General features: G+C 35.8%; 18 protein-coding genes and 1 pseudogene. 16 read left to right on the top strand and 3 right to left on the bottom strand.

From position 1 onward, the window contains the following. Positions 1-9 precede the first annotated feature (9 nt). From MHH96_RS16375 to MHH96_RS16400, 6 genes are all read left to right on the top strand, one after another. Positions 10-1,251 carry a dihydrolipoamide acetyltransferase family protein gene (locus tag MHH96_RS16375; RefSeq protein ID WP_047940234.1) on the top strand — a complete coding sequence of 414 codons (1,242 nt, stop codon included), beginning with the start codon at positions 10-12 and terminating at the stop codon, positions 1,249-1,251. Between the two features lie 255 nt (positions 1,252-1,506). After that, on the top strand, positions 1,507-2,907 hold the full coding sequence (gene lpdA / locus MHH96_RS16380; RefSeq protein WP_047940235.1) for a dihydrolipoyl dehydrogenase: 1,401 nt from the start codon (positions 1,507-1,509) through the stop codon (positions 2,905-2,907). A gap of 276 nt (positions 2,908-3,183) precedes the next feature. Further along, positions 3,184-3,501 (top strand): HesB/IscA family protein, encoded by a 318-nt coding sequence (locus tag MHH96_RS16385; RefSeq protein ID WP_047940236.1) that lies wholly within the window; start codon positions 3,184-3,186, stop codon positions 3,499-3,501. A gap of 122 nt (positions 3,502-3,623) precedes the next feature. Continuing rightward, positions 3,624-4,058 (top strand): hypothetical protein, encoded by a 435-nt coding sequence (locus MHH96_RS16390; RefSeq protein WP_047940237.1) that lies wholly within the window; start codon positions 3,624-3,626, stop codon positions 4,056-4,058. 249 nt (positions 4,059-4,307) lie between these two features. Then, on the top strand, positions 4,308-4,697 hold the full coding sequence (locus MHH96_RS16395; RefSeq protein WP_047940238.1) for a VOC family protein: 390 nt from the start codon (positions 4,308-4,310) through the stop codon (positions 4,695-4,697). A gap of 377 nt (positions 4,698-5,074) precedes the next feature. Next, the gene (locus tag MHH96_RS16400; protein WP_047940239.1) at positions 5,075-5,671 is read left to right on the top strand and encodes a class I SAM-dependent methyltransferase; all 597 of its coding nucleotides are present in this window, start codon (positions 5,075-5,077) and stop codon (positions 5,669-5,671) included. Positions 5,672-5,694: 23 nt separating this feature from the next. Here the strand turns inward: MHH96_RS16400 and MHH96_RS16405 are convergent, their stop codons facing one another. Next, a complete protein-coding gene (locus tag MHH96_RS16405; RefSeq protein WP_047940240.1) occupies positions 5,695-5,880 on the bottom strand; it encodes a hypothetical protein in 186 nt (61 codons plus the stop codon). A gap of 583 nt (positions 5,881-6,463) precedes the next feature. Here MHH96_RS16405 and MHH96_RS16410 point away from each other — a divergent pair. The 4 genes from MHH96_RS16410 (at position 6,464) to MHH96_RS16425 (ending at position 11,699) form a co-directional block, all read left to right on the top strand. Continuing rightward, a complete protein-coding gene (locus MHH96_RS16410) occupies positions 6,464-7,984 on the top strand; it encodes an NADH dehydrogenase subunit 5 (protein WP_095257418.1) in 1,521 nt (506 codons plus the stop codon). A gap of 15 nt (positions 7,985-7,999) precedes the next feature. Continuing rightward, positions 8,000-10,624, top strand: a complete 2,625-nt coding sequence (locus tag MHH96_RS16415; RefSeq protein ID WP_328282879.1) for a DUF2309 domain-containing protein — start codon at positions 8,000-8,002, stop codon at positions 10,622-10,624. 32 nt (positions 10,625-10,656) lie between these two features. Next, positions 10,657-11,154: a carbonic anhydrase gene (locus MHH96_RS16420; RefSeq protein ID WP_047940243.1), complete on the top strand. Its 498-nt coding sequence runs from the start codon at positions 10,657-10,659 to the stop codon at positions 11,152-11,154. A gap of 179 nt (positions 11,155-11,333) precedes the next feature. After that, positions 11,334-11,699, top strand: a complete 366-nt coding sequence (locus tag MHH96_RS16425; protein ID WP_047940244.1) for a DUF2294 domain-containing protein — start codon at positions 11,334-11,336, stop codon at positions 11,697-11,699. Positions 11,700-11,828: 129 nt separating this feature from the next. Here MHH96_RS16425 and MHH96_RS16430 read toward each other — a convergent pair whose 3' ends face one another. After that, positions 11,829-12,032 carry a helix-turn-helix transcriptional regulator gene (locus tag MHH96_RS16430; protein WP_328282880.1) on the bottom strand — a complete coding sequence of 68 codons (204 nt, stop codon included), beginning with the start codon at positions 12,030-12,032 and terminating at the stop codon, positions 11,829-11,831. After that, positions 12,033-12,338 (bottom strand): hypothetical protein, encoded by a 306-nt coding sequence (locus tag MHH96_RS16435; RefSeq protein WP_141232309.1) that lies wholly within the window; start codon positions 12,336-12,338, stop codon positions 12,033-12,035. Positions 12,339-12,797: 459 nt separating this feature from the next. Between MHH96_RS16435 and MHH96_RS16440 the strand changes: the two are divergent. From MHH96_RS16440 to ltrA, 6 genes and pseudogenes are all read left to right on the top strand, one after another. After that, positions 12,798-12,980, top strand: a pseudogene (locus MHH96_RS16440) (DUF6241 domain-containing protein); the annotation flags it as partial. 21 nt (positions 12,981-13,001) lie between these two features. Further along, on the top strand, positions 13,002-14,042 hold the full coding sequence (locus MHH96_RS16445) for a DUF1835 domain-containing protein (protein WP_341117693.1): 1,041 nt from the start codon (positions 13,002-13,004) through the stop codon (positions 14,040-14,042). Positions 14,043-14,090: 48 nt separating this feature from the next. After that, the gene (locus MHH96_RS16450) at positions 14,091-14,426 is read left to right on the top strand and encodes a hypothetical protein (RefSeq protein WP_328282882.1); all 336 of its coding nucleotides are present in this window, start codon (positions 14,091-14,093) and stop codon (positions 14,424-14,426) included. Between the two features lie 127 nt (positions 14,427-14,553). After that, the gene (locus tag MHH96_RS16455) at positions 14,554-14,739 is read left to right on the top strand and encodes a hypothetical protein (RefSeq protein ID WP_144545881.1); all 186 of its coding nucleotides are present in this window, start codon (positions 14,554-14,556) and stop codon (positions 14,737-14,739) included. A gap of 75 nt (positions 14,740-14,814) precedes the next feature. Then, a complete protein-coding gene (locus MHH96_RS16460; RefSeq protein ID WP_061800469.1) occupies positions 14,815-15,024 on the top strand; it encodes a hypothetical protein in 210 nt (69 codons plus the stop codon). Between the two features lie 1,122 nt (positions 15,025-16,146). Beyond that, positions 16,147-17,409 carry a group II intron reverse transcriptase/maturase gene (gene ltrA, locus MHH96_RS16465; RefSeq protein WP_047945094.1) on the top strand — a complete coding sequence of 421 codons (1,263 nt, stop codon included), beginning with the start codon at positions 16,147-16,149 and terminating at the stop codon, positions 17,407-17,409. Positions 17,410-17,429 lie beyond the last annotated feature (20 nt).

The raw sequence follows: 17,429 nt of genomic DNA on the forward strand, positions 1-17,429 counted from the left end.
GGTGAAAATATGTCAACTGCTATTGTGATGCCGAAATTAGGAATGACCATGAAAGAAGGAACCATTGTGGAGTGGTTAAAACAGCCTGGAGAATCCGTCTCGGAAGGAGAAGGTGTGGCTGTTATTAGCTCAGAAAAACTAACAAGTGAAGTAGAGGCGCCAACAGATGGAGTACTTCTTACAATCATTGAAGAAGTCGATAATGAAGTAGAAGTTGGAAAGCCAATTGGAATAATAGGTAATGAAAAGGAAGCGGAAAGTGAAAGTAGTCAAGATGTTAGGGAAGGAAAAGATGCAGCATTAGAGGAGAATGCGCCGGCGCGACAAGAGGCGGAAGTAAAAAGGAAAGATACAAATAAGCGTATTCGGATATCTCCCGCTGCAAGAAAACTTGCACAACAACTGCGAGTGGATACACAAAAAGTTACTGGTACTGGGCCAAATAATCGGATTACGAGAAGAGATATTCAAGCATTTGCTGACATGGGTGGAGAAGTAACAGAACCAAAGGTGGATCAAGAAACTAATACTATTGTACAACCAAATGTACAACCACCAGACGTAAAAGGCGAAAAACTATCTGTTATGCGTCAAACAATTGCAAAACGAATGCAGCAAAGCTTGTCTACAACTGCTCAATTAACATTACATCGAAAAGCAGAAATTAATGCCCTTCTAGATTTTCAAAAGGATATTAAGAAACAAGTAATGGAAAGTGAACTAGATGTCCGATTAACTTTAACGGTGCTTATTGCTAGAGCTGTTACATTAAGCTTGCGTGATAAGTCATTTATGAATGCTCATTTGATTGATGGTAAATTATATTTATTTGATGAGGTGCATTTAGGAATTGCAACATCTTTAGATGCCGGTTTAGTCGTTCCAGTAGTTAAAAATGCAGAACGGCTTCCGCTCGGGGAATTAGCAAAAGCTATATCGTCTGTAACGGAAAAAGCAAGAAATGGACAATTACCAGGATATGAACTAACGGGATCAACTTTTACTATTTCTAATTTAGGCCAACAGGGAATTGAATATTTTACCCCAGTCCTAAATACCCCTGAAACAGGTATTCTTGGTGTAGGAACATTTATTGAGGAAGTAACACTAGAAAATGAAAACGTAAAAACAGTGAAAAAATTGCCTTTAAGCTTAACCTTTGATCACCAAGTGCTTGATGGAGCACCAGCAGGAGATTTCTTGAACCGCGTTGTTTATTATCTAGAGCATCCATATTTACTAGTGTTATAGATAAAAAGAGTGTAAAAAGTAGATAGGCGTGCAAATGAAAAATGAATGCAGCTCTATTCCATGTTAGATAGCACCATTTATTGATGTTTGAGAAATTTTAAGAAGCGGGGCAGTACGACTTTTCTCTGTAATCGTGCTGCTATCTTAAAAGTCCAATTCAATATGGTAGCTTTAGGTACGAAACATGAATACTTATCGTTGGGATTAGCTCATCATTTTTCTGTGAGCTCTCCGTAGAAGGAAGGGAATCAAGAAATGAAGAAATATGATGTCGTTATCCTAGGTGGAGGTACGGGAGGGTATGTAGCAGCAATACGTGCCTCCCAAAAAGGAAAGACAGTTGCAGTAATAGAAAAGGATAAGCTCGGTGGAACTTGTCTTCACCGTGGCTGTATTCCAAGTAAAGCATTATTGCGTACAGCAGAAGTATTTTCTACATTTAAAAATGCTGCAAGCTTCGGGGTAGACGTAAGTGGAAATATAGCGGTGAATTTTCCAAAAGCACAAAAAAGAAAAGAAATGATTGTGCGCCAATTAGAAGCTGGGATAAAAGGATTGATGCAAAAAGGAAAAATTGATGTCTATGAAGGGACCGGTTTTTTCCACTCTAATTCTATTTTGAAGATCACTGATCGAGCAGGAAAAGAAACAAGTATTGAAGCAAAAAATACTATTATCGCAACAGGTTCAAAGCCAAGATCCCTGCCAGGCTTACCCTTTGATGAGAAGCAAATTCTTTCATCAGACGGGGCGCTGTCACTAAAAGAATTACCGAAGAGTATCATCATCGTTGGTGGAGGGGTCATTGGCATGGAATGGGCCTCTTTACTAAATGATTTCGGTGTAAAAGTTACCGTTTTAGAATATAGCCCGCGAATTGTCCCGACAGAAGATGAGGACATTTCACAAGAATTACAAAAAATTTATACGAAGAAAAAAGTACAGATTGTAACCAATGCTTTAGTTGATGCAAAAAGCTGTCGATTAACAGAAAAAGGGGTGCAAATCAGTGCCGAAGTAAATGGAAAAAAAGATATCTTTTCTGCAGAAAAACTGCTTGTCTCCGTTGGAAGAAGTCCTGTAGTGGAGGGAATTGGTTTAGAAAATACTGCAGTTAAACTGGAAAAAGGCGCAATCGTTGTAGATAAAAATTGTCGTACACATGATCATAAAATATTTGCGATTGGAGATTGTATCCCAACACTTCAATTAGCCCATGTTGCCATGCATGAGGGTATTCTTGCAGTAGATACAATTGTTGGGGAAGAAACATATTTGATTTCATATGAACAAATACCTCGATGTATTTATACCGCACCTGAAATTGCAAGTGTAGGGATATCTGAAGCAGCAGCTAAAGCAAGAGGATATGAAGTCAAAGTTGGATATTTTCCGTTCCAAGCAATTGGAAAAGCACTTGTTCATGGAGAAAAAGAAGGGTTCACAAAGATAACTGCCGATAAGAATACAGATGATATTCTTGGGATAACGATTATTGGTCCACATGCTACTGATTTAATTGGCGAGGCTGCATTAGGTCAAATGCTCGAAGCAACGCCTTGGGAAATTGCCCATACCGTTCATGCCCATCCAACTTTATCAGAAGTATTAGGAGAAGCTGCTTTGGCAGTAGATGGCCTATCTCTTCATATGTAATGACAATTGGCTGACCTGTACGATTGGTGTAGATAATGATAATTTGCAAGTATCCATTTAACCTTTGCAGAATAGTGTCTGCCCAGGTATCATTTACGGATTGTAAAAAGGATAAAGTAGTATTTTTAATACGATTGTTCTCCATTCATTTCTAGCTGCGGAAAGCAGAATTTTTGCAAGAAACCTTGTCATCCGTTAAGCTGAAAGTAAGTTTATTTCCATTCTTATATAGGAATAGTATATATAGGAAAGTAACAAAAGGCAGGAGATGGCAAGATGAAGGTCACAATCACCGATGCAGCTGTTGAGAAATTCCGCAGCTATGAAGTTCCTGAGGGTGCAGTTTATCGATTAAGTACCATTTTTAGTGGCGGCTGCAGCTATGTTTACAATTTTGACTTAGCAGTTGATTTTCCACACGAAGAGGATAAGGCATTTGAGGATAATGGTTTAACGATTTATTTAGATCCATTAACGATTAAGCATATTAATGAAGACTTAAAGTTTGACTATGTACAGGGGAAAGGCTTTCGTTTAATTGGACCAAGTGAAATTTATTCTTTCCATTTGGAAGTAAAGCAAAAAGCGAAATAAGGCTGAACAAAAGTATCAGATACTCATAATGAGGTCTGATCTTTTTTGTTTAGTGGCAAAATAAATGGATGTAACTATACCTCTTTATTTTCGTATAAGGATATAAAGTGAGGGATTAGTGAATGTTTATGTATTTCTTGATGCTATCGTTAGGAATCATCTTTCTATTGATTTCAGTTATTTATATGGTACAAATGTACAAGGATAGAAATTATTCTTTAATAATAATGGGGAAGACGTTAGTGGTTTTATCAGTTAGTATCTTTCTTTTATTGATAACTTTTCCAAGTTTAAAATACATATTGTTAAAAGAATATGTTGAAGTAATTGGGGAATGTACTATTGAAATAGATGGCACACGCCGTTATGCCGAAGCTAGATTCGAAATGCAAGATACAGGCGAAGTGTATAGCTTTGACAATATTCCAGACCTTGATGCATATGGCAAGAATGTGCCGTATTACTGTACTTTGACTGTAACGAAAGACAAGAAGTGGGAGATTGGCTATAAAATATATAATGTGAATACAAAGAAGCTGATAATATCTGATGAATAACAACGTGATGTTTACAGTGGATTTTTAAAATGGGTTTAATGAATAGGAGCATAGAATTATGTAGTTAAATAATTTAGTAATTTCTATTCTAACTTTTATTCTTTCCGGTATATACTTATTTAGAGGAATCGTGTCGCAGTCCTTTTTTAGTTGATATATAATTATGAATGAAATCAATTATCGAACAAAGCATTAGATAAGAATGAACCATCATTTCGTTTTATAAATAACAAAAAGGAAGTGAACTGCTTGATTAAATACAAATCCCTTCATCATGTAAGTCTTACTGTAACCGATTTAGAAAAAGCCAAACATTTTTATGGGGAAATATTGTGTCTAGAAGAACTTCCCCGTCCAAATTTTGATTTTCCTGGTGCATGGTACAAAATACAGGATCAGCAACTTCATTTAATTGTTTATCCAACATCGCAGACGATTCGCAAAGATAAATCGCTAAACAGTCGGGAAGGGCATTTTGCTCTCCGAGTTGAAAATTATTATGATACCCGTAGTTGGTTAAAGAAACATAATGTGGAATTCTTAGAAAAACCTTATGGAATAAGCGGATTTGCCCAAATATTCTGTGCTGATCCAGATGGTAATTTAATTGAGCTGAATGTGGATCAGAAAGATTTATAGGACAAAAACTGCCAAGAAAATAAATAATAGGAAACATAGAAATAGGGTGAATTTATCCCTATTTCTTTTATTAAAAAGCAATCATCATTATAATAGATGTTAAAACAAATAAATATGCTAAACCATCAAATAAATAAGTCACTATGCTTACAAACTTTGTAAAATTCTCAATGTATATAGTTTGTAATTCCTCTATATTCGCCTGCTGCTTATGGTAAATGTGCCAATTTTTAAGGATAAAATTTCATCGTCAAATCTCTTTAACGAGTAGAAGTAAAGAAGATTGAGCATTCTTATCGTACAAGTTAAATTAAATAATAGACATTAGATTTTAGATAGTTGATATAATAGCTAATCTCAAATTAGGAGAGTGGAAAATGGAAGCGAATGTTTTTGAACAGCTGGCCAAAAGATATGATACAGAAGATCGAAGAAAACTAGCTAATGTGATTGTGAAGGAAGTAAGAAGAGAATTAGCAAACAGTACACCTCAATCTTTAATGGACTATGGGAGCGGCACTGGTCTCGTTAGTCTAGAGTTAACGGATTTGGTAGCTTCGATTTTGTTAGTGGATTCATCCGAACAGATGCTGGAGGCTGCCCAAGCAAAAATAGCTAATAGAGGAATTACGAATGCAGATATACTATATTCTGATTTTACGCAAGACACCCCGAATTTTAAGGCAGATGTTATTTTAATGTCTTTAGTTCTTCTTCATATCCCAAATACAAAGAAGATATTACAAGCGTTATTCCAAATATTAAATCAGGATGGCAAATTAATTATCATCGACTTTGATAAAAATGATAAAATAAACCATCCTAAAGTACATAACGGTTTTACAGAAGAAGAATTAAATGAAATATTGTCGGAAGTTGGTTTTCATTCAATGAAAAGGAAAACATTTTATCAAGGTAATCATATTTTTATGAATCAAGATGCTTCTTTGTTTATTTCCAGCAGTATAAAGTGAATTTCAAAATATGTAGGCATAGGCTAAATGGTTTCTCTCTTTTCCTGCACTGCTTCATGATACTCATCTGGCAGGTCGCTAAGATAGAGAACGTTGCTTAAAAGTTTAATATCACTATGTATTTGCTTTTTAAGTTGGGTATTTTCACATTTATAATAATCATCCATTAAACGTTTGATTTCGTGACAAATAAGTTCGATTCGGAGCATGATACCGACCCTTTCGGGAAATTATAGACTATACTAATTATGTATCAAATTACTAATGAATGAAAGTGTTAAGTATTATTTAGCTGGTAGAAGATAATAAATGGCCATTTGAATGAGAATTCTTTTTTAACATGATTGGAAAAATTTTTTCCCATCTGCTATAAACTAATTTGATTTTTCTTTGGAGATTAGGCTTTCTTATTGACAAATATAAAAATTTAGCATATCTTATAGTTAGTTTCATACTTAGTTATAAGTTAATTTTCGCTTAAAAATTAAGACTTTAGCATTCTTTTAATAATGAATATTGACTGAATGAAAAAGTAACTTAATAAATTAAGCAAAAGTGATTTGATAAATAAGTAACCTAAATTATTGTACGAGTGTCTTTTATAAATTAAATGAAAATATAAAACCATATAGAGGTAGCTCTTCAAACAATTCGATGTAATTAGTTGAAGGGAAGCCGACAATTTTTTACTTTCTCATGATTGCAGATCATGGTGAATTTAAAAGATTGTCGGCTTTTTTATTGGCAAAATTAAAGGTTTTTTGAAGTAAGTTAGTTAAAGGAGTTTTTAAAATGTTTCTTTTGCACAGTATGCCATCATTACTGTTAGTGTTTTTTATGATGATTATTGTTTCGATGCTGAGTGGACTATTATTTTTGCATCCAAAAGTGCCATTAAGCTATGTAAGGGTTCATATCTGGATAGTGTCTTTTCCGCCTTTGATCGCATTAATCGCACTTATGAATCCGAATGGAATAGAAAATGCAGGTCCTTTTCATATGGATTCCTTGGCTTGGCTGATGACTTTTTTTGTCCTTGCCATCGGTTTAATTGTTCAACGTTTTTCAATCCGCTATTTAATGGGAGATCGATCTTATCGCAAATATTTTACCCTTTTCACTTTTACCACAACTGCCGCTTCCATTGCTTGGCTAAGTGGAGATCTTCGACTGCTGGTTCTATTCTGGGGAGCAACGCTTGCAGGATTAACCTTGCTTATAAGATTAAATAATGGCTGGAAAGTGGCTGCTGAGGCTTCTAAAGTATCTGGTTATCATTTTTTAATCGGTTGGGTGTCCTTGTTATTGGCAGCAATCTGGCTGTCTCACAGTACTGGTTCTTGGCAATTATCAACCGCTCTATCGATTGAAAATTCAGTTGGAATTTCAGCATGGGAAAGAACTGGAATTAATTTATTGATTGTCCTAGCGGTTATCATTCCAGCAGCTCAATGGCCATTCCAAAGATGGTTAGTAGAGTCTGTTGTGGCACCAACACCTGTTTCAGCGATAATGCATGCAGGAATTGTCAATGCAGGCGGAATCATGCTTACTCGTTTTTCCCCATTATTTAATGGTGATTTAGCTCCAACTCTTCTATTACTATTATTTGCCGGGATATCTGTCTTGGTTGGTACTGGAATTAGTTTAGTACAAGTTGACTATAAACGTCAGTTAGTTGGTTCGACGATTGGGCAAATGGGCTTCATGCTCATTCAGTGTGCCTTAGGCGCATATGTTGCTGCCATTATCCATCTTATTTTACATGGTTTATTCAAAGCGACACTATTTTTACAGTCGGGTTCAGCAGTGCGACGTAAGGAAGAGTCTAATTACAGAAAAAAACAGCCTGCTTTTTTATGGACGATAGCAGGGTGGATTTTAAGCATTACTGTGGGGCTAGTTTTTTGGCTCCAAGCACCAAGAGAAGGCTATCAAATAATTAGTTCGTTAATTTTAGTTTGGTCTGTTTCTATTTCTTGGCGACAGCTTGTTGCTTTTGGAGAAGGGCGCATCGGCCGGATTGTTGGTTTAATTTTTGTAGGGGGAACCGCTGCTATTTATTCTTTTATCCATCATTTTTTCTATGACATATTACAGACTGCTGTTTTCAAAGGTTCTCAGCCGCCATTAGCTGTTGTCATTATCGTTGGTTGTCTTTTATTAGTTGGCGCTGCGATAGGGGCGATCGCTTCTAGAAATCGTTCGTCCATCTTTTGTACTGTCCTATATCTTTGGTTAGTGCGATTAGGAGAAGCAAAGCCAAAAGCAGTAGAAAGTCATCCGAGCTATCTAAAACAACAATTACCATAAAGGAGGTAATGAGCGTTGAGTATTCCATCTGTATTAACAAAAGCTAGTTCAAATAAAAAAAATATGCCAGATGATTTTGTAGAAGGTGATATTAAGAGTTATGTTGAAGCTGCCAGCAAAGTAATTGCACCGCTGTGGCCAATTTCTACGTTTGCAGCCCGTCATCCGTGGATGGGTCTTGAAAAAAAAACTTTTGATCAAGTGGCAGATTGGTTAAAACAGACTCGTGATGTTGATATTTATCCTAGTGCCTCTATGATCCTTTCAGCGAAAAAAAAGGGAGAAATTAAGGAAGCATTTGTTAAGCAGAAGCTAAAGCAATGGCTTGCATCCAATTCCTTTAATATCCCACAAGATGTGGCAGAGCGTTTTTGCCATGCGGCATTAAATTTGGAACCCATTCCATCCAGCCTGCTCTCATCTCATGAATTAAAGAAAAAAGCAGAAGAATATAGGGAGCAACATTCAGATTCATTCCATTATTCTTCTGTGCAGCCAATCAGTTCTCATCTAGAAAGTAAAGATAAGGAAAGTTTAATCAATATACTCGATTACCATGTTATTAAGTGGTGTAAATTATATCTTGATGAGTCGCAGGCTGCCTGGACAATGCCCCATCGAGAGGAAGGTTTTTATCGTTCTTGGCGCCGGCTGATTAGTTATGATCCTGCCCTTACAAAAAAACAACGTGAAAGTTTAAAAAAGTGGCCAAAAGAGGCAGAAATAGCCTTGAATAAAGGCTTAAATGCTCTTTCTATTCCTGAACCAGAAAAACAGAAATATCTTGAAGCACATTTACTATCTTTGCCTGGATGGGCAGGAATGATGCTCTGGCGTTCTAAACAATCGAGTGAGGAAAATAGCCTGCTAACCGAATATTTAGCAGTAAGAATTTCCTTAGAATGGGTGCTTATCAATCCACAGCTTCCTTTTATTCCGAAAAGCTACGAAAATAATCAGTCCATAGATGGTCTTTTAGCAGCGTTGATTCATTGGGGCAGTCTTTCATTAGAGGAATGGTCTCAGTTGTCTAGTGCACAACAACAAGAATACTTGTTATTTGCAGCAAAATTTGATGAGAAGCTTTGCAGAAAACTCTGGCTGGAAGCTTGGGAGCAAACACATGCTGAACAATTAAGTCAAAAAATTAGTGCGAAACAATTTAGTACAAACGATAAAGCAACAACATTAGCACAATTTGTATTCTGTATAGATGTTCGCTCCGAGCCATTTCGTCGTCAGCTTGAAAAAGAGGGACCATTTGAAACAATAGGAATGGCTGGTTTCTTTGGAGTACCGATAGCCACGAATAAATTAGGAAGCGAACACAGTCACCCATCCTTGCCAATTATGCAAAAGCCATTGCATAAAATCATGGAGAGTACAGATGAGAATGAACTTAAAGCCTTTCAACACCGTCAGCAGACCGTTCATTCCTTTAGCGATACTTTCAAATCGATGAAACAGAATTTACTTGCAAACTTACTATTACCAGAATTAAGTGGTCCTTGGCTAAGTCTCCAAATGGCAGCACGCAGTTTTGTCCCAAAAAGTGCCGATCGCTTCATTCATAATCTACGCAAAAATTGGGTACGTAAACCAAATACAAAACTGGTTCTTAATCATGTTCATCAAACAGAGAACGGGATTCCAATTGGGTTTACCGAGGAAGAGAAAGTTAATTATGCCCGACAAGCATTAAAAATGATGGGGATAACAGAGAATTTCAGCCCATTAGTTGTTATATGTGGACATGGAAGCCATAGTACAAATAACCCTTATGCATCTTCTCTTGATTGTGGTGCCTGTGGCGGGGCTTCAGGTGGATTCAACGCGAGAGTCTTAGCAACTTTGTGTAACCTGCCTGAAGTAAGAAAAGCATTGTCCTTAGAAAGAATAGACATTCCTAAAGAAACGGTTTTCGCAGCTGCTGAGCATAATACAACCGTTGATGAATTAGACTGGATTTACATTCCAGAACTTTCTAAATCAGCACAAGAAGCTTTTCATCGGATTAAAGCCATTTTGCCAAGAGTAAGCAAACAGGCAAATACAGAGCGTTTAGCTAAAATACCGCATTTCTCATCCCAACGCAAAAATCCTCAGTCTGAGGCCCATCAACTAGCAGAGGATTGGAGTGTGATTCGTCCTGAATGGGGCTTAGCTGGTAATGCAGCTTTTATAATTGGTCAACGTGATTTAACAAATGGCTGTGACTTGGAAGGCAGAGTCTTTCTTCATAATTATAAATGGCAGAAGGATGAAAGCGGAGAAATCTTAGATAATATTATTTCAGGTCCAGGAACGGTCACACAATGGATAAATCTAGAATATTACGCATCAACGGTAGCTCCTCATTATTATGGAAGTGGCAATAAGGCAACACAAACCGTAACAGCAGGTCTTGGTGTTATGCAGGGGAATGCGAGTGACTTGTTAACGGGCTTACCGTGGCAGTCTGTTATGCAATCAGATCAAGCTGCATATCATTCACCGCTTCGCTTACTGATTATAATTCAGGCACCCAAAAATTATGTTGAGCGATTATTGCAAAATAATGCTGCATTTCAAGAAAAAGTTCAAAATGGCTGGGTCCGTTTAGCAAGTATTAGCCCAGAAGGCCATTGGGAGAATTGGTAAAGAACGGTTTCCATAACAAAGGAGGGTACGAGATGATTTTAGATAAAACAAAAAAAGTGTTATTTTTGATGGATGTTGGAGATGGATTGGAATCTATTATAAAAGAGGAAACCAATATACAGCCAGAAAACATGCTGACTATAAAATGCTTTGGTCCTGTTATCTCTAATCCTTTTGGAGATATAATGAGGTCAATTATTATTGCTGTCTTTCAGGAAAATGTAGAAGAAATTTTTGTTGTCGGAACAAGCAATGAGGTCAATCGTTTTATTTCTCTAGAAGGACAATTTAAGTCAAGAATCCAGACATTGGATTATCTTCTTCAAAATAGCATGCCTGAATTTACTGGTGAAACGATTAATGAATGGCTAAATGGAAAACAAAATACTGGTGACAATATCAAAAATTGTGTTAAGATGATTTGTCATCATCCATTAGTGCCGCCAACAGTAAAAGTGAGAGGACTACTGATTAATCATCAAGATGGAAAGTCTTCTGTTGTGGAAATAAATACAAATAAAACTGCTTAAAAAGGTTAAAATATGCTAATGCTGATGGTGCTGCAAATCAGATTAGTATATATTCTTTTATATGAAAGAGGTTTAAACCGATTTGTATTTAGCTTAATGATATACAAGTGTTAAATCATCTTGAAAGACAAATATAGAAAAATAAGTTTTTATCTGTTTAATAGGGGATGCATAATAAAATGAAATTAACAAAAGGTGCTTGTGAAGCAGAAATAAGTAAAGCAATAACACAATGGGAAAAGGATTTTCTTGGTCGGGGATCCTTATCTGTTAAAACTGATATATTACGCGATATGATCATAGTGAATTTGCAGGGCATTCTAACACCAGCGGAATATACGGTGTGTGAAACAAAAGAAGGACTATTAACCATTAAGAAAACACGCTCCGAATTAGTGGAATCAGGTGTTGAAGAACTAAAAAAATGTATATTAACCATTACTGGAGAGGAAGTAAAAAGCTTTCATACAGACTTAAGCTCACGTACAGGTGAACGAGTGATGGTATTTAAATTATATAATAATGTAGAAAATCTCTTTGCGTAAAAGGTTATTATCAATTTTTTATAAAAGAAAATAAAGACACTTAATCAGACTGCGCATAACTTCTATTTATCTTCTTTCATTTAAAGAATAAAAACCCAATTTGGGTTTTTATTCTTTATAACTGCCTCATTATTTGCTAACAGTGTCGTATATAAAAAGTTCGTCTACCGTGGTAGCCAATGCAGAGGCTAAGCTAAATGCTAATTGTAAAGTGGGATCATATTTATCATTTTCAATTGCATTTATCGTTTGTCTTGTCACATTACATAGTTTTGCTAATTCTTCTTGAGATAATTTTGACGATTTTCTTGATTCTCTAATACGATTTTTCATTTATCCACCATATTTCCTCTTAGATAATAGTAATGAAATTAAATATATAACTGAAATTGTAACAAGTAAACTAAATGGTTTCATCCCCTCATAATGGCTGTTCGTCCAAGTTGTTACATAGATAGACTCAATAATCTCTAACAATAAAATACCGATTACAACTACAAAAGTGTATGATTGTGCTCTCATTTTAATGTAAATTGCTCTTTCGTCTCCTAATTTTGGTAATGACACCAGATTCGTCACAATTAATAGAGTACAGATTGCAAAAATAATAAGTGATAAAGCAACTATCCAATTCATCATTCAATCTCCTTTTTTTAAAAAAGTAAAAAGTATTTTACATTTTCATTTTATCATTCGTTCTGTAAATGTCAAATTGTTTTTACATTTTTATTTGTGACAAATAGGAATAATCATGCAATGAAACAATAGAAATTTAAAGCCAAGTCCATATAAGGTTAAGTGGGGGAATGACCGTACCTTTACTTTTACTGTAACGTACATGCCCCCCTAGGCTTGCAGCCAAAGTAAATAAATAGATCCTAATACTGTATTTTTAATAATTCTCCATTGATTTTAATAACCAGCATAAAGCAAGTATAATCCCTTTTCCTCATTTCCTTAGTGAATATAATAGATGTTTGATTAAGCTCTAACTTGCCATATTTTTTGTTTATAAATAATTCAATAGTTGGAATATTATGTTATTATTGGTATAGAAAGATAATAATAAAGTATATTAGAAATTAAAAAGTATACGCGTCCGATAAGTGGGGCGCAGTGCAAATGACTAATGATAGAGTGGACAGGCTTTATGATATTGTAAAAAACAGTAGTTTCTCCAATAGAGATATCCTTTTAGGGGTTTTGGAGAGGCTAATATTAATATCTTATCTGTTGATGAAAAAGGAAAGAGAAGTAACTGAAAATACAAAACTATTTTAACTAGTCAAAAGGGGAAAAATTATGATTCATAAATTAAAAGAATACGTTGAGAATACAAGTGAAGAAGAAGTAAGGTCATTGTTATTTCTTATTCTGCTCCAAATAAGTGTGGAAGAACAGCCAGATGAGGAACTTGCGAAAAGTTTAAGAAGAACTTATCAAAATTATTTACAGGCTAAAACAATTCAACCAAAGATTGAAAATAAAAGGGATTATTTTGTACATATTGCTTTTGGTGAGTCTGCTGCTGGCAGTTTAAGAATGGCACTTAAAGAAATGGGAGTGCAGGATGAGGAAAAAGTTATCTGTTTTTCAGATGATTTTTCCTTTGGACCTTTATGGAAGATAGAGGAGGAAATGGGGCTCGCACTTAGGCACAAATGGTTAATAAACCATATTAATTATGATGAGAAGTACTTATTAAGCTATAAGAGAAGATTCTATAAAACAATTTTAGAAGTAAAGAATATTAAAGAACATGCCCATATCTTCATTTGGGCAGGTGAAAATGCTGATGAACAAACGGCACAACGCTTTGTTATTTCTTTATTACAAAATAAAACGAATGATATTTTCTTAATTAATCCTCTGGAATCTTATGAAGAGATAGCTTTCAAATCGGATGCAAAGGACTATGCAATACATACTGGCTTGTTTTCATCTGAGGAGTTACAAGCCATTTATCAAAAAAATAACCGGAAACAGCCACTTACAATGAGTACACGATTTAAGTACATAAATGAGTGGAAGCAAATATCCCAACAGAATAAAAATTTAAGAATCTGGGCGGATAAGAAAATTGATAGTGTTGCAGAAGACTATTACGATAATTATATAATAAAAACAGCTAAATTATTACATAAAGAACAGAATAACGCAGATTTTATAAAATCTGCGCGGCTAATAGGAGAGATTATTGGAAATCTCAATCAAAGAATCGGAGATATTTACTTCGAATATCGATTAATCCGATTAGTATTAAAAGGGATATTTGAACTAGAAGGGGTTCCTAAAGCCATGCGGTATTACAGTGTAAAGCTTCAAGAAAGTTATCTGTATTAAAATCTTTCATTGTTTACTATATATAGTAAACGTTAAGGAGAATCTTTAATGATAGAAAATGAAAAACAAACAGACATTTTTAAATTAGCAATAAAGAAGCTCTGCAAACTAAATAATATTTCTCCTCGAAAACCGAGATTTGAAATCATAGACAACTTTGTTGTGATAAATATTAAAAATCATTTAAAAGATGGCGTAGATTCCGACTGTTTTTTCATTTTGAACTTGATATACCAAATAATAGGAACATTGGGAATAAAGTTTCATCAACAATTAATGCACTTTCCGAACTCGAGGAGAGTAGCTAGCATAGCTGTTTCTTTTAAAGAGAAGGATTATGATGCATTAAATAGGAATTTGAAGGAAGGCAGCATTCCTAATTAATAAATATTTATACATATATAACTTAGCGAAACTAAATGGCCCCATAAACGTATGTATAAATATAGTAAAAATCATGTTTGAATGGATTTCAAACAAAGAAACTAAGTTAACTAATAGGGGGGATGAAATGAATAAAGTTACGATCTTGATAATTACTGGCATATTCCTATTTATGACTGGAATTTACGTATCTGCTTTTCTATCCGCAAATTGGGTGATGATTGGTACAGCGTTCACTGTTGGAGGTGGCATTATTACGGGCGGAAGCTCATATTTTCTAATAAATACAAAAAATGATCAACCACCAAAATGACTAAAAGATAGTAAAAATAGAGCTCGAAAAAGGTGAACATTCAAGAAGAAAATGCCTTTGACAAAGGGGACAAATATGCCTACTAACAAAGGGAATAAACATCCCAAATTGGAAAACTATTTAATATATGGAATGATTTTTGGATTATTAGCTGGTTCCTTATTAGGTACATTTGCTATGATTGCAGGGCATGTATTTATAGCAATAGGCAGCTACGGAGCAGGAGTATCTTTGGGAATGTTGATAGGAACCTTGTTATATACCATTAAAAAACGAAGTAGCTAAATATAATTATATTTACTGGAAGAGAAAGCAATTATCCACTTAGAGATAAAGAAATCAAGTTTACTATCAACAATTATGATTTTTTTTGTAATTAAACGGAGGTACTTTAGTGGAAGTTGTTTAATAGGTAACCGGATAGAAATGATTAAAAAAGGAACCAATTAGTATTTCGTCAAAGAAATGGAAACAGGTTATATAGTTATTGGTGATTAGGCCGATATATTGTTCCTTTGTAAAGAACATAAGAATGAGTTGGATAGTGATTTTAAAGATAAGTTTCTTGCCGAAATGAGTAGAATATCAGAAGCAGTATATAATTATGAGCTTTTAGGAAATGGCGATCCTCACATGCACTGGCACATTTTCCCAAGCAGCGAACAAGAACCTAATCCAACTCACCCAGTATGGTGTGGACACCTAGAGAGCAAATGTATGCTGAGAATTTGAAAGTAAATGATGAAGAACTATCTGCATTGAAAAAAATTATTAGTAAGTGAATTGGATAAGATAATGCCGAAATACTAAGTGAAAAACCCCGAAAGAGAAATTAGCACACATAATTTCTCTTTTTTGGTGTGCCCGGCATGGGTGCAATCTTTAGGGTGAAAGTCCCGAACTGCGAAGGCAGAAGTAGCAGTTAGCTTAACGCAAGGGTGTCCGTGGTGACGCGGAATCTGAAGGAAGCGGGCGGCAAACTTCCGGTCTGAGGGACACGAACTTCATAGAAGGCTAGGTATCATTGGATGAGTTTGCCAAACAAAACAAAGTCCTTTCTGCCGAAGGTGATACAAAGTAAATGAAGCAGATAGATGGAAGGAAAGATCGCACTCTTACCCGGGGAGGTCTGATGGATACGTGAAGTACTCTTCCTAACCTACTTAGCGATAAGTAGCTGAACCATCAGAAGTCAGCCGATGTCATAGTACAAATCGGTCTAGAACGATTTGGAAGGACGGAACAATTAAGAGAGAATAGCCCTTGGCTTTCAGTAGGTCATGAGGAACACAGAAAACATAGTACCTCACTTGAGGAAGGAAACGGTGAATTCCGTGGGGGATCTCTTGGAGGGTGGAGTGACCACTGGCATAAGAAGATAAGCTATTCACGGAAGGAAGAATAACGATGCTTTTAAATCAAATCCTGTCACGGGAAAATATGCTTCAAGCATTAAAACGAGTAGAACAGAATAAAGGAAGTCATGGAGTAGATAGGATGCCCGTACAAATCCTACGACAGCACATAGTCGAAAACTGGCATTCTATCAGAGAGGCTATTTTCAAGGGTACTTATGAGCCAATGCCTGTCCGAAGAGTCGAAATCCCGAAATCTGATGGAGGTGTTCGGCTACTAGGTATTCCAACCGTGAAAGATCGTTTGATTCAACAAGCCATTGCCCAAGTATTATCGAAGATATATGACCCGATGTTCTCCGAACATAGCTATGGCTTTCGACCAAACCGAAGCGCCCATGATGCGGTAAGGGAAGCAAAGGGTTATATAAAAGAAGGATATAGATGGGTTGTAGACATGGATTTAGAGAAGTTCTTTGATAAGGTCAACCATGATAGACTCATGAGTACACTTGCGAAAAGAATCAATGACAAACCACTAATAAAGTTAATCCGCAAATATTTACAGGCGGGCGTTATGATGGATGGAGTTATTTCAAGTACAGAAAAAGGAACGCCACAAGGCGGACCATTAAGTCCATTACTCTCTAACATAGTTCTGGATGAACTAGATAAAGAGCTAGAAAGTCGCGGGCATAAATTCGTTCGTTACGCGGATGACTGTAATGTTTACGTAAAATCGAAGCGGGCAGGAGAACGAACAAGGGCAAGCATTCAACGATTCATCGAAAAGAAACTTCGATTAAAAGTGAATGAGAAGAAGTCAGCAGTAGATCGACCATGGAAACGGAAGTTTCTAGGGTTTAGCTTCACGTCTTCTAAAGAACCAAAGATTCGTATTGCAAAAGAAAGCTTAAAACGAATGAAGATGAAAATACGAGAAATCACTTCCAGAAAGATGCCCTATTCTATGAGATGTCGGATGGAGAAATTAAACCAATATCTAATGGGTTGGTGTGGATATTTTGCATTAGCGGATACTAAATCACTGTTTATAAAATTAGATGGTTGGATACGAAGAAGACTTCGCATGTGCCAATGGAAAGACTGGAAGAAACCAAAGACAAGGATTCGCAACCTTATACATCTAGGTGTCCCAAAAGGGAAGGCTTATGAATGGGGAAATAGCCGGAAGGGCTATTGGCGCGTCTCGAACAGTCCTATATTAGATAAAACCCTCGATATCTCCTATTGGAATAATCAAGGGTTTAAAAGTCTACAAACTCGTTATAAATTCTTGCGTCATTTATCTTAATTGAACCGCCGTATACGGAA

The organism is Niallia sp. FSL K6-0212, from assembly GCF_038007605.1.
In the GTDB taxonomy this organism is placed as follows: Bacteria; Bacillota; Bacilli; order Bacillales; family Cytobacillaceae; genus Niallia; species Niallia circulans.

Bases quoted from the DNA above. Each gene is read 5' to 3' on its own strand.
- ltrA (WP_047945094.1), top strand. From the start codon at position 16,147: ATGCTTTTAAATCAAATCCTGTCACGGGAAAATATGCTTCAAGCATTA.
- MHH96_RS16375 (WP_047940234.1), top strand. From the start codon at position 10: ATGTCAACTGCTATTGTGATGCCGAAATTAGGAATGACCATGAAAGAA.
- MHH96_RS16400 (WP_047940239.1), top strand. From the start codon at position 5,075: ATGGAAGCGAATGTTTTTGAACAGCTGGCCAAAAGATATGATACAGAA.
- MHH96_RS16410 (WP_095257418.1), top strand. From the start codon at position 6,464: ATGTTTCTTTTGCACAGTATGCCATCATTACTGTTAGTGTTTTTTATG.
- MHH96_RS16385 (WP_047940236.1), top strand. From the start codon at position 3,184: ATGAAGGTCACAATCACCGATGCAGCTGTTGAGAAATTCCGCAGCTAT.
- MHH96_RS16390 (WP_047940237.1), top strand. From the start codon at position 3,624: ATGTTTATGTATTTCTTGATGCTATCGTTAGGAATCATCTTTCTATTG.
- MHH96_RS16460 (WP_061800469.1), top strand. From the start codon at position 14,815: ATGCCTACTAACAAAGGGAATAAACATCCCAAATTGGAAAACTATTTA.
- MHH96_RS16450 (WP_328282882.1), top strand. From the start codon at position 14,091: ATGATAGAAAATGAAAAACAAACAGACATTTTTAAATTAGCAATAAAG.
- MHH96_RS16420 (WP_047940243.1), top strand. From the start codon at position 10,657: ATGATTTTAGATAAAACAAAAAAAGTGTTATTTTTGATGGATGTTGGA.
- lpdA (WP_047940235.1), top strand. From the start codon at position 1,507: ATGAAGAAATATGATGTCGTTATCCTAGGTGGAGGTACGGGAGGGTAT.
- MHH96_RS16405 (WP_047940240.1), bottom strand. From the start codon at position 5,880: ATGCTCCGAATCGAACTTATTTGTCACGAAATCAAACGTTTAATGGAT.
- MHH96_RS16430 (WP_328282880.1), bottom strand. From the start codon at position 12,032: ATGAAAAATCGTATTAGAGAATCAAGAAAATCGTCAAAATTATCTCAA.
- MHH96_RS16445 (WP_341117693.1), top strand. From the start codon at position 13,002: ATGATTCATAAATTAAAAGAATACGTTGAGAATACAAGTGAAGAAGAA.
- MHH96_RS16455 (WP_144545881.1), top strand. From the start codon at position 14,554: ATGAATAAAGTTACGATCTTGATAATTACTGGCATATTCCTATTTATG.
- MHH96_RS16425 (WP_047940244.1), top strand. From the start codon at position 11,334: ATGAAATTAACAAAAGGTGCTTGTGAAGCAGAAATAAGTAAAGCAATA.
- MHH96_RS16435 (WP_141232309.1), bottom strand. From the start codon at position 12,338: ATGATGAATTGGATAGTTGCTTTATCACTTATTATTTTTGCAATCTGT.